The organism is Pseudalkalibacillus berkeleyi (assembly GCF_021608225.1).
Lineage (GTDB): Bacteria > Bacillota > Bacilli > Bacillales > Fictibacillaceae > Pseudalkalibacillus > Pseudalkalibacillus berkeleyi.
On the sequence record NZ_JAKIJS010000001.1, the window covers coordinates 2,503,491 to 2,515,758 of the forward strand.

14 protein-coding genes are annotated in these 12,268 nt (G+C 40.9%); all 14 read right to left on the reverse strand.

Annotation, left to right across the window (positions count from 1 at the left end):
- Nucleotides 1-2 precede the first annotated feature (2 nt).
- On the reverse strand, nucleotides 3-350 hold the full coding sequence (locus tag L2716_RS13155; RefSeq protein WP_236336188.1) for a PilZ domain-containing protein: 348 nt from the start codon (nucleotides 348-350) through the stop codon (nucleotides 3-5).
- Between the two features lie 137 nt (nucleotides 351-487).
- Nucleotides 488-745, reverse strand: coding sequence for an HPr family phosphocarrier protein (locus L2716_RS13160; protein WP_329610121.1), 258 nt, complete (start codon nucleotides 743-745; stop codon nucleotides 488-490).
- 125 nt (nucleotides 746-870) lie between these two features.
- Entirely contained in the window at nucleotides 871-1,806 is a 936-nt protein-coding gene (gene whiA / locus L2716_RS13165) for a DNA-binding protein WhiA (RefSeq protein ID WP_236336197.1), read from the reverse strand.
- Between the two features lie 34 nt (nucleotides 1,807-1,840).
- A complete protein-coding gene (locus tag L2716_RS13170) occupies nucleotides 1,841-2,794 on the reverse strand; it encodes a gluconeogenesis factor YvcK family protein (protein WP_236336199.1) in 954 nt (317 codons plus the stop codon).
- Nucleotides 2,778-3,686 (reverse strand): RNase adapter RapZ, encoded by a 909-nt coding sequence (gene rapZ / locus L2716_RS13175; protein ID WP_236336200.1) that lies wholly within the window; start codon nucleotides 3,684-3,686, stop codon nucleotides 2,778-2,780. The genes L2716_RS13170 and rapZ overlap by 17 nt, the downstream gene beginning before the upstream one ends.
- A gap of 82 nt (nucleotides 3,687-3,768) precedes the next feature.
- Entirely contained in the window at nucleotides 3,769-4,227 is a 459-nt protein-coding gene (locus tag L2716_RS13180; RefSeq protein ID WP_236336202.1) for an 8-oxo-dGTP diphosphatase, read from the reverse strand.
- A gap of 517 nt (nucleotides 4,228-4,744) precedes the next feature.
- Nucleotides 4,745-5,698, reverse strand: a complete 954-nt coding sequence (gene trxB / locus L2716_RS13185) for a thioredoxin-disulfide reductase (RefSeq protein ID WP_236336204.1) — start codon at nucleotides 5,696-5,698, stop codon at nucleotides 4,745-4,747.
- 278 nt (nucleotides 5,699-5,976) lie between these two features.
- The gene (locus L2716_RS13190) at nucleotides 5,977-7,647 is read right to left on the reverse strand and encodes a tetratricopeptide repeat protein (RefSeq protein WP_236336206.1); all 1,671 of its coding nucleotides are present in this window, start codon (nucleotides 7,645-7,647) and stop codon (nucleotides 5,977-5,979) included.
- A gap of 278 nt (nucleotides 7,648-7,925) precedes the next feature.
- Complete coding sequence (locus tag L2716_RS13195; protein ID WP_236336216.1) at nucleotides 7,926-8,660, reverse strand: nuclease-related domain-containing protein; 735 nt, start codon at nucleotides 8,658-8,660, stop codon at nucleotides 7,926-7,928.
- 263 nt (nucleotides 8,661-8,923) lie between these two features.
- Nucleotides 8,924-9,568, reverse strand: coding sequence for a bifunctional phosphoribosyl-AMP cyclohydrolase/phosphoribosyl-ATP diphosphatase HisIE (gene hisIE / locus L2716_RS13200; RefSeq protein WP_236336229.1), 645 nt, complete (start codon nucleotides 9,566-9,568; stop codon nucleotides 8,924-8,926).
- A complete protein-coding gene (gene hisF, locus L2716_RS13205) occupies nucleotides 9,565-10,323 on the reverse strand; it encodes an imidazole glycerol phosphate synthase subunit HisF (protein WP_236336238.1) in 759 nt (252 codons plus the stop codon). The genes hisIE and hisF overlap by 4 nt, the downstream gene beginning before the upstream one ends.
- Nucleotides 10,324-11,058 (reverse strand): 1-(5-phosphoribosyl)-5-[(5-phosphoribosylamino)methylideneamino]imidazole-4-carboxamide isomerase, encoded by a 735-nt coding sequence (hisA, locus tag L2716_RS13210; protein ID WP_236336247.1) that lies wholly within the window; start codon nucleotides 11,056-11,058, stop codon nucleotides 10,324-10,326.
- Nucleotides 11,045-11,677 (reverse strand): imidazole glycerol phosphate synthase subunit HisH, encoded by a 633-nt coding sequence (gene hisH, locus L2716_RS13215; protein ID WP_236336249.1) that lies wholly within the window; start codon nucleotides 11,675-11,677, stop codon nucleotides 11,045-11,047. Before hisH ends, hisA begins: the two co-directional genes overlap by 14 nt.
- Nucleotides 11,678-12,268 carry an imidazoleglycerol-phosphate dehydratase HisB gene (gene hisB, locus L2716_RS13220; protein WP_236336251.1) on the reverse strand — a complete coding sequence of 197 codons (591 nt, stop codon included), beginning with the start codon at nucleotides 12,266-12,268 and terminating at the stop codon, nucleotides 11,678-11,680. It lies immediately after the preceding gene.

Below are 12,268 nucleotides of genomic sequence, written 5' to 3' on the forward strand. Positions count from 1 at the left end.
GTTCATTCGTATGTAATTCGAAACTTCTTCTGATCTTTAACGTCATAGTTGAACTTGAAGCCATATTCAAAGAATTCTTGAGGGAGCTTTTTCTTTCGAATTATTTTTCCATAAAGAGTTACTTCTTTATCCGATATCACAACATCAATCTTATAGATGGCAAGGTAGTGGACTTTGAATTCTGCTTTACTCACAAAACGGAGTCCCCCTGCACTCATATCGAGTACAACAATTTCCTCAGGATCAGTCGATCGGACATCATCATAAGGCGTCAAGAGTTTAATCGATGTTTGAATGGGCTTTGCAAATGCGACTCGATCAAAATCTCTCCTGTTAGAAGCTTGGTACACTGTAAAATCACCTCAATCGTTTGCTTTTACATATTGTACCACCCGAAATTAAAAGGCGTATCCTACTAAATCGTCATCTTTGGCCTTTGTAAAAAGAAGTAAAAAGTACCATCCATCATTCGGACAGTACTTATGTATTATTCTGCTCTTGCAACGAAGCTTTCTAGTGCTTGAAGCGCTTCTTCTTCATCTTTACCATCTGTCATAATCGTAACGGTTGCCCCAGAGGCAATCGCAAGACTCATAATTCCCATTATACTTTTTGCGTTTACCTTCTTACCATCTTTCTCTAAGAAAACGTCCGAATTGAACCGATTCGCTTCTTGAACAAATAATGCTGCAGGTCTAGCTTGCAATCCGGATTTCAGTTCAACTTTCAATTCCTTTTCCAACAATGGATCATTCCTCCTTGTGCTTTTCTATATTCAATATATATTTCGTAGACTGCTTATTCATGTAAAGATATTATTGCTGGTAAATGTAAGCGTTCTCTTCTGCTAGGAAAGAAATACGCCTGTGGTTATGATTGACCCAGGCGTATTTTATTCGCTAATTCATCAAGCTTCCGTAGTCGGTGATTGATTCCAGATTTACTGATCGGTCCCGTCGAAACAAGATCACCAAGTTCCTGCAAGGTAACATCTTGATACTTCACCCGCAGCTCAGCAATTTCCCTTAGTTTATCAGGTAACGTTTCTAGTCCCATCTCTCTATCAATCAGCTTAATGTTTTCAACTTGTCTCATAGATGCGCCAACCGTTTTATTTAAATTGGCGGTCTCACAGTTCACAAGTCGATTAACCGAATTTCTCATATCCTTCATAATACGCACATCTTCGAATTGTAAAAGGGCATTATGCGCACCAATTAAAGTTAAAAATTCTGAGATCTTTTCTCCTTCTTTCATGTAGATGACGAATCCTTTCTTTCGTTCTAACATTTTAGCATTTAGCCCGAAAGAATTAATTAATGAAAGAAGTGATTGTGAATGTTCTTCATACATCGAAAAGATTTCTAGATGATAGGCGGACTCAGGATGATTCAATGAACCACCAGCTAAGAATGCACCTCTCAGGTAGGATCGTTTACAACAGCTTTTCTTCGTAATCGCTTCGGAAACATCACGTTTAAAGGAAAAGAGATCATCTATGATATCTAATTCTCTTAAGAGTGCTCTTGAATCATTTTTTATACGCACGATATAGACGTTGTTCTTCTTAAGCCTCATTTTCTTTCGCACGAGTAACTCAGCAGGATATCCATACAGCTGTTTAATCAAGGTATAAATTCTTCTTGCGATTGCCGCATTTTCAGTTGGTATATCGAGAATGATCTCTCGATTGGCTAGAGAAATGGACCCGTTCATTCGAATCAACGCCGAAAGCTCGGCCTTTGAGCAACAATTTTTCAATTCTAACTTAGTAAGTTCTTTCTTCGTATCGGATGCAAACGACACTATTACACCCCCTCACCCAATCTTGCATCGGGGTTTATTGAGATACTAGTTCTAATATGATTTCTGAAACACGCTTTGCATCATGTCGTATGAGAGAATCATGATATTGCACTATTTTATCACTGATGACTTCAAACCCAAAGGATTTCAACCTCGTTTCATCATATATGACAGGTTCTCCACCTTCAGTCGCGTATTTATTTAACAATTCTTTCTCTACATTTTCATTATTGACAATTATTGTATCAATTATCTGTTGGCCTGTATGAGCAACGAGAATATTGACATGATCAGATGCTGTAAAATGGTCCGTTTCACCAGGTTGGGTCATGACGTTACATAAATAAACTTTTCGTGCTGATGATTTTTTGATCTCTTCGGGCATACCTGGCACAAGTAAACTAGGTAGTATACTCGTATAAAGACTTCCTGGTCCGATGACAATCAGATCAGCGTCCCGAATCGCTCTTAAACTTTCATCTAGAGGCTTGACTGTATCTGGCGTTAAAAACACTCGGACAATCTTTTTTCCGGTATGAGGGATTTTCGATTCCCCAGAAATGATCGATCCATCATTAAACTGAGCATTAAGTATAACTCTGTGGTCTGATGCAGGTAATACTTTCCCCCGAACATTCAGAACCTTAGACAATTCTCGGATTCCTGTCACGAAGTTTCCAGTGATATCAGACATTGCAGCCAACAGCAAATTACCTAAAGAATGTCCCGACAGTCCACTACCATTTGTAAATCGGTGTTGGAAAAGTTGTTCAACAAGAGGTTCGACCTCTGAAAGAGCAGCCAATACGTTGCGAATATCGCCTGGCGGTATGATATCCAACTCTTCTCTTAATCTCCCTGAACTTCCTCCATCATCTGCTACCGTTACAATTGCTGTAATATCAACAGGGAACTTTTTAAGCCCCCTTAACAGTACAGATAAACCCGTTCCACCACCAAAGACGACAATCTTAGGATTTCGATTCAACTTCTATTTTCCGGTTTTTGTCTTTTTTGATATCGCGGTGGCTGCTATTAACGCGATAGTCTTTTCCAAGGTACCCCTTTAAATGCTCAGCCAAAGTAACAGAGCGATGCTTTCCGCCGGTACACCCAACTGCAATAACAAGTTGGCTTTTCCCTTCTCTTTTATAATGAGGGATAATGAAATCAAGTAAGCCTGTCAGCTTTTCAAGGAATTTCTGCGTTTCCGACCATTTAAGGACATATGATGAAACCTCTTCTTCAAGACCTGTCTTCGGGCGCATATGCTCAATGTAATGTGGATTCGGTAAAAATCGGACATCAAAAACTAAGTCAGCATCAATCGGCATCCCGTATTTGAAGCCGAACGAAAGGATGTTGACGGTAAAAGGATGTGACTCATTGATGGAGTATCGTTCAATGATATTTTCCCGTAACTCTTTTGGTTTCATATTTGTCGTATCGAGGATTTTCTGCGCTCGACCTTTCAGCTCTTCTAGCAATTCACGCTCATTCTTAATCCCCTCAAGTGGTAACCCGTTTGGTGCGAGTGGATGTGAGCGACGCGTCTCTTTGTACCGTTGGACAAGTTTAGAATCTTGGGCATCTAGAAATAGAATTTGTGGTTTGATTTTTTCGTTATCTGCCATTGCATCAATGGTTGCAAATAACTGATCAAAAAATTCTCGCCCTCTCAAGTCCATAACGAGTGCGACCTTCGTCAGTTTCCCAGTCGAATCATCCATAAGTTCAACAAACTTCGGAAGCAGTGCAGGTGGTAAGTTATCGACACAGAAATAACCTAAGTCCTCAAAACTTTGCATCGCAACTGTTTTTCCTGCGCCAGACATTCCTGTAATTATAACCATTTGAAATTCATGCTGCCGTTGTTCCATTAGGAATCCCGCCTTTCCTCTTGGGTCATCTTCTGTATCGTATGAATCGTGTCCATCAGTATGATCAAGACACTCTTTTGTTTTATGATGGATCTAATCGATAACTAAGTAGCTTGAAATCTGGGGTGTAAGTGAATGTTCCGATAATCATGCCACCACCGTTAATCATGTAATCTAGAATGTGATGGTCACCAGGCGCCATTGGCAAGGAAGTGACCTCATCCTTTGGTTTCCAGGATAACTTACCTTCCTCCGACTCATCTAGGACTTCACCTTCACAATCTGTCGCATAGAAGGTGAACATCATCCACTCTTGAACAATTTGTTCCTCTTCTTTAATGATAAAATTAAAAACACCTTTTAACTTCGGATTCAACAAATAGAGTCCTGTTTCTTCTCGGTACTCTCGAATAACCGCATCTTTAATCGTCTCTTCAGACTCCATTTTGCCACCAGGTGCTACCCACCAACCACGACGAGGTTTTTGTAGCACTAAGATTTGATTATCCTTCTCGAGCACACAATTCGCTACACGTTGCAATTCACTCACCTCTTTCTCATATTATACTACATCCTATGTTTGAACGCTTACCTGTAATTTCACTTAGTCTATGTAAAAAAGGCATGTTCTTATCAAATGTTTAGTTGTGGACTAACCACTCCTCGAAGATGAAACTCACATTTTCTTCGTGCGATGTAACGCTGTCGATGCGTTCCTTGTCCTGTTGGAAAAGCGATCCAAGTAAGACCGAGGAAGTGATGTCTAGCTCAGCTCCCAGTCACTTGGATCACTTCAGACTTCCTGTGACCTTCGTGACTAATCAGGTCGCTTCCGCTTATTTAAGCCGCGGAAAGGGAGTTAATTTCCGAAGTAACAAACAATTTTAGAGCGCAAAAAAAGAGCACGGAACCAATGTCCCGTGCACAAAATAAGAAATTTATTAAAAGGGGGTCAATTTCTTAACTTTATAGTACCCCACAATTGTTTCACAGTTGTTACAGTTGGGTTAAAACAGAATTACGTTTTATCCAATTAACGCATTTAAGAGCATTTTCGATTAAGAATTAACGCTCAACTTTTCCATTAAGGATTCAACATAATGCTGGGCACTTTGTGCAGCAATACTGCCATCACCTGTAGCTGTAACGATTTGGCGTAGTGTTTTCTCACGGATATCTCCTGCAGCAAAGATCCCAGGGATTTTCGTTTCCATTTCTGAATTCGTTTCAACATAACCGTTTTCGTTCGTTATGCCTAGATCTTTAACAGCTTGGTTCAATGGAAGCATTCCGATGTAAATAAATGCACCATCCGTTTTGAATTCACGTTCTTTACCATCTTCAGTGCTTACAAGTGTCACACTACCGACCTTATTGTTCTCAGCATTAATTTCTTTAACGGTATGGTTCCAAATAAATTCAATTTTGTCATTATCGAATGCACGGTCTTGTAAAATCTTTTGTGCGCGCAGTTGATCGCGACGATGAACGATCGTCACTTTAGAAGCGAAGCGAGTCAGGTATACACCTTCCTCCACTGCTGAGTCTCCCCCACCTACAACAACGAGTTCTTTTCCTTTAAAGAACGCGCCGTCACATACGGCACAATAAGATACACCGCGACCACTCAATTCTTTCTCACCAGGTACACCAAGCTTTTTATACTCAGCACCAGTTCCGACAATAATGGAACGGGCTTTGTATTCTTTTCCGCCACCTGCGATGACTGTTTTATACTCTTCACCATCAACGATTTCCTTCACATCGCCATACGCGTATTCAGCACCGAACTTTTTCGCGTGCTCAAACATTTTGTTGGAAAGGTCAGGACCGAGGATATGGTCATAGCCAGGATAGTTCTCCACATCTTCGGTATTCGCCATTTGTCCACCTGGAATACCACGTTCGATCATTAATGTGCTTAAGTTAGCACGTGAAGTATATACAGCAGCCGTTAATCCAGCTGGACCCGCGCCTGCAATAATCACATCATAAATTTTTTCTTCAGACATACTCTCCACTCCTTTACGTTAAAGAAAACTTGGCAAAGCAAAGCCTTTGGCAAGGCTGAGCCTTAGTTGCACTTATACTTAATACGTAAACTTTTTAACCACGCAGAATAACTCCATGTTAAAAAGTTATCATTCATAATGTGCGACAAACAAAGTAGTCTTAGTTTTAACTATTATTGTTATCTTATTAGTATCGTATAAAATCGAGTGGGCATCCGTCTAACAAAATGCTCAGGGAAAGCATTCTTGTAAGATAAATTACAATCACTTAACTGACCTCACTCGCTGAAATACGTCTCACTTTGTTTTTCATACAGGCTACGTAAAATTTTCACATACTTACCTAAAGTGGAAACGGAGATCCCATATTGAGACGCAACCTGCTTCTGTGAAGTGTTCTTGTCACCTAATTTGTCAACAAAATAATCAATTGCAGCTGACCATGCATAGTTGTTGTTCAGGGATATCGAAAGCTCGTTCTTCGATTCTTCCATAATCAAATACCAGAGAAATGCAGTATCTGCGTTAAGTTCATTATCACTTCCGAGTAGTAGATCCAAAATCTTCAGCCCATTGATCATCTCTACTGGAGGTTCCTCTAAACGAACGATTCCCGAATCTTCCTGAATTTCAACTTGTTCATACCCATTTTCAAACAAAACGGTGGCAGCTAGCTCTTTCATCAATAAGGATTCATCTATCTCACCACAAAATGCTTCTAATGTGGCAGAATCCTCTTCTTCCATCGACTTACGTATTAAAAGCAAATGCGAGAGTTTATTTTTGTGAATCGTTCCTCTAAGTTTTTGAATCCCATCTGTAAGTTCGCCCGATTCAAGGTAACTTTTTACCGGTATAGTATATTGATATTCAGCATAGTCGGGTTGGAGTGCGTATTCTTCCAACTTTTCTAAATAATACTTAGCCACTGTGCTTTCTGGCTGTAAATCAAGAATTTTCTCCCAAGCCCATTCAGCTGCTTTCTTTCTTCCTGTTTTTAAAGAAGCGACAGCTAACCAATGAAAATACGTCTCATTCCAAGCATAGCCTTGTTTCCTAACGGAATGTAACCATAGGAAGGCAAGCTCATTTTCTTCAAGCAACGCAAAAGTACTCCCTAGTTTGTAACGGTGCTCAGGGATAATCGGATGGATGACCCTAAGAATTCGTACAAATTGATCCGTTTCCTTTTGTTGTTGTAGCTGTTTATAAAAGAGCGCAGCATTACAAAGCGCATGAAGATTGCCTGGATTTTCATCCAAGATATCATCAAGCACTGAAAAGGCATCCTTATATTCTCCTAAGTAAAAGTGAGCAAGTGCCAAATTGTTATAAGCCGCCCAAAACTCAGGATGATTTTGTACCATTTGCTTCAAAAGGTCACGAGCTTCTTCAAACTGTCCTTTTTCCAAGCTTCTTCGTGCTTTTTCATGATGTACGATCAACCGTTCTTCTGTCGGTCGATTTTCAAGGTCCTCGCCAAATTCACTATGTATCAAATCAAGCAATTCCTCTGATTCCTCGTAAAATTCACCATCTGGTTCATTTTCCATATATCTAACCGCTTCACTCTCAGCTTCACGAAACATGCCGAGGTGAGCGTAATTATTCGCCATAAAGTAATAACACTCGGATATTTCTGCGTCAATTTCACTTACGACATACTCTAAGAGGTCGTTTGACTCCATAAAATCTCCAAGTTCTGCTAATGTGGCTGCAAGCTGGCAAAGATAAGTCGCCTCTTTCGGATCGACATCCACTGCCCTTTGGAACAAATGCTTCGCCTTCACTAAATCCTTTTTCTGATAGGCCTTAAGTCCTCGTTGAAAATAATACTCCCCGCTACGTGAAAAAGGGATCACTTTCCCTTTATTGCGAGAAGCGCTTTGATTCAATTTCATTGTAATGTAATCACCCGTTCTCTGTACTCTCTTTCGAAAGTATAACACACGCGGTTACTCCTCGAACACACTGAATCTTGACAATTATTGGTTGGACCAAAAAAGTTCAGTTACCTATAAAAAGGAAGGGTATATTTACGTCCTTTATTATTTCCAGTATGAGGGAGGTTCATGGAAGTGAGGATATGAGTAGCAGTTGAACGAGAAGAAAGATTTATGAATTCACGTAAAGTTTGATTGGTAATGATAGAGCCAAAGAGTAATGAATAGTCTTTTATTGAATCTATGTGTGCATCTTTGGATTTGAAATTACATAAACCGCATTCCTAGTGCCGTGCTATACGTAACATCGGAATGGAATTACATTCTGGGCAGTGGACACCAGTTAAAATATCCGCTTTATTAATTTGATAAGTCTTAAGAATATCTAAAAACAAGGGTTCATTGGATCTTTTCAGCTTGTTTTTTAGCTTGAGATAATCCTTCTTTGTAAGAATCTTATTGTAATATTTTTGATATGTTGATTCTATTTCAAATGGAAGGTTAGAAGCATAAGTGAGGTTTTGTAACTTATGGTCTGTATTTTTTAAAATTGTAGAAGGATGACTAATAACGACTAAAGTTTCAATGGGGATATCGGGGAATTTATGATGATGGAGCCAATTTTTAAGATGCTTTTTCTGTAGTTGGACTTGAGTATATGGATTTTGGAACCCTTCCTCCACTTCATCTAGTGTTCTGATCATTTGATCATTATTTAAATCAAAGTAAATCGTTCCAGCTATATTTTTTACTTCTAATACAAAAATCAACTTGGAGGTAATGATGACTGAGTCCATCTGAAAATAGAAATCTCCATCTTTCAGCCTTAGTCCAGGAAGTAAATGGTAGATATTTTGCGGTAAGAGACTAACATAATAGTCAGAGGTTTGTTCACCTTTAAATCCTGCCTTCAATTTCGACAAATCCGCCTCAATTACTGGTCTTTTTGGATGGGTCATAACTAAACGTCTTAGTAGCACTTCATTTTGGAGCATTTTTATGGGCTTTGTTCGTTCCACCTTTATAATCTATACAACTCCTTTCATATATTGAATATGTATTCCTCATTTAAACACATAATTCCTTCAGTGTTCTGTCGAATAACCGGTATATGCACGAGAAAAATCAGATATGCACGATAATTTGGATATATGCACGATAAACCAGATATATGCACGATAAACTAGATATATGCACGATAATTTGGATATATGCGCGATAATCGGATTATATGCAGACTAGACCTCAATCCGATTTCTCAAAAAAAAAAAAACGAAAAGGATTACTCCTTTTCGCTCGGATCTGTATGTCGTTCTTTTAAGACTGAGAGGACTTCATCAAGTGGCAATGCTTGTTCTTGCAGCAATACGAGCACATGATAGAGCAAGTCAGCCGTTTCCCATGAAAGCTCTTGGCGATCCCGGTTTTTCGCTGCAATAATCACCTCTGACGCTTCTTCTCCAACCTTTTTCAAAATCTTGTCTACGCCTTCTTTGAAAAGGTACGTCGTGTAGGAACCTTCTGGCCGTAGCTGCTCGCGTTCAGCGATCAACTTTTCAAGCTGAGAAAGAATGGCGAACCGATCATTAGACTCCACTTTCCTATTCTCATTCAACAAGGAATCATTAAAACAAGAAAAGGTACCTGTATGACATGCTGGACCTTTCGGTTGAACGAGTACGACGAGTGCATCTTGATCACAGTCATAACGAATATCAACAATCGACTGTGTATGACCCGAAGTCTCCCCCTTATGCCAAAGCTCTTGTCTAGATCGGCTATAGAACCATGTTTCCTTAGAAGAGAGCGAACGTTGTAACGACTCCTCATTCATATAAGCGAGCGTCAACACCTCTTTACTTTGTGCATCCTGGACAACTGCAGGAATCAGCCCATTTTCATCGAAACGTAAATCACTTACCCTCATCGTACGTTCACCCCTTGCTTGTTTAATTCATCTTTCACAGCTTCAATTGATGTTTCTTTATAGTGAAAAATTGACGCGGCTAATGCTGCATCCGCATCCGCTTCTGTAAACACTTCGTAAAAATGGTCAGCGGAACCTGCTCCGCCTGATGCGATGACTGGCACCGAAACAGCATCGCGTACTTTTTTCGTCAATTGTATATGAAATCCGGATTTCTCACCGTCCCGATCCATGCTAGTGAGTAGAATTTCCCCTGCTCCACGACGTACAGCTTCCTTCGCCCAGTCAATGACTTCCCAACCCGTAGAGCGCTGTCCACCGTTCGTATACACTCTCCATGAACCGAGCGATTCATCATAACGAGCGTCGATTGCAACTACGATACATTGTGACCCGAAATACTGCGCACCGAGTGTAATTAAATCTGGATTTTTAACTGCTGCTGTATTGAGAGACACTTTGTCCGCTCCTGCTCGCAACACTTTTTTGATGTCTTCAAGCGAGTTGATGCCGCCACCGACTGTAAAAGGAATTGCGAGTTCAGCTGCAACCTGATTGACAACATCGATGATGACATTCCTTTTTTCATTAGAGGCGGATATATCTAAGAATACGAGCTCATCTGCACCTTGTTCATCGTAAAGCTTGGCAAGTTCAACCGGGTCACCTGCGTCGATGATATTGACGAACTGAATGCCCTTGACGACTCGTCCATCTTTTACATCTAAACAAGGTATAATTCGTTTCGTTAACATCTATTGACCTACTTTCCTAATTGCATCTGTAAGTGTGAATCGCTCAGTGTAGAGAGCTTTTCCGATGATTGCACCTTCAATTCCATCGCTTATTCTATTTGATAAAATCTCTAAATCCTGCAAAGAGCTGACGCCACCTGATGCAATGACTTCAGCACCCGATACTTTCGCAAGCTCTGCGATTGCTTCCGTATTTGGACCTTCAAGTGTCCCATCACGAGCGATATCGGTAAAAATAAAGTGTTTCGCTCCAGACGCTGCCATCTCCTTAGCTAGGTCTGTCGCCTTCACTTCAGATTTGTCGAGCCAGCCTTCCGTTGCCACGTAACCTTCGCGAGCATCAAGTCCAATCACAATCCGCTCTCCATATTTCTTTAACATATCCTTCGTAAACGCCGGGTTTTTAACGGCTACACTTCCAAGTATCACACGGTCCACACCGTTTTCTAAGTAAAACGAAATATCCTCCTCTGTGCGTATGCCACCGCCAACCTGTACATGGACATCTAGTTCGGTAGCCACTCGGAGGACATGTTCATGATTCACTTTTTCTGCAGACTTTGCGCCATCGAGATCAACCATATGAATCCAGCGCGCGCCTTGTTCAGCAAACATTTTTGCCATATCGAATGGGGAGTCTCCATAGACGGTTTCTTGTTCATAATCTCCTTGAAAAAGTCTTACACACTTACCGCCACGCATATCAATGGCAGGATAAAGTTCAAACGGTCGCATCCGCCTTCCTCCTCTCGACATAATTTGCGAAGTTCTTCAAGATTTCCACTCCTGCTGTACTGCTTTTTTCGGGGTGAAATTGAGCGCCAAAGATATGATCTTTCCCAACGATTGCAGGAACTTCCTCATGATAATCTGACGTTGCGATCAACACGTTCTGATCATCCGTTTTTACAAAATAAGAATGCACGAAATAGACGTAATCTGAACTCAAATTTTGAAGGAGAGGAGAACCTGGCTGCTTGACGATCAATTGGTTCCAGCCCATATGTGGTACTTTATATTCAATTCCGGGGAATCGTACAACTCTACCAGGCAAGAGATTCAAACCATCTGTCAGTCCATTTTCTTCACTTTCTTCAAAGAGGAGCTGCATACCGAGGCAAATGCCGAGTAAGGGCTTACCAGCTTGTACAGATTCTCGGATAAACGTGTCCATCCCGTTTTCTTTTAGGGCGTGCATGGCATCTTTAAATGCGCCAACTCCTGGCAAAAGGAGTGCATCTGCTGCAGCTAATTCTTCTTTTTTCTCCGATAAAAAGTAGTCCACTCCTAGACGTCGAAGCGCATTTTGTACGGAGTGCAAATTGCCCATTCCGTAATCGATAATTCCAATCATTTAGAGCATTCCTTTCGTTGATGGCACGCCAGTCACTCGTGGGTCCAGTTGCGTGGCATCATCCAATGCACGTCCGAGTGCTTTGAAAATCGCTTCTATGATGTGATGGGTATTCGAACCATGATGAACAATGACGTGCAGGTTCATTCTCGCTTCTAACGCAAACTTCCATAAAAACTCATGCACAAGCTCTGTATCGAATCTCCCGACTCTTTCAGAAGGCAGCTCAACTTTCCACTCCAGATGTGGCCGGTTACTCAAATCGACAACGACCTGAGCGAGGGCTTCATCCATCGGAACGAGCGCACTGCCATAACGCTTGATGCCACGTTTATCTCCAAGCGCATCAAGGAACGTTTGCCCTAAACAAATACCGATGTCCTCAGTCGTATGGTGATCGTCAATTTCTGTGTCACCTGTTGCATTCACAGTTAAATCGAACAGGCCATGGCGCGTCCATAGGTCGAGCATATGATTCAAAAAAGGAACAGGCGTATGGATTTCAGACTGACCTTGTCCATCTATTTGTAGATTCAATTCTATTTGTGTTTCATTCGTTTTGCGAGTGATCGATGATGTGCGTTCAGACAT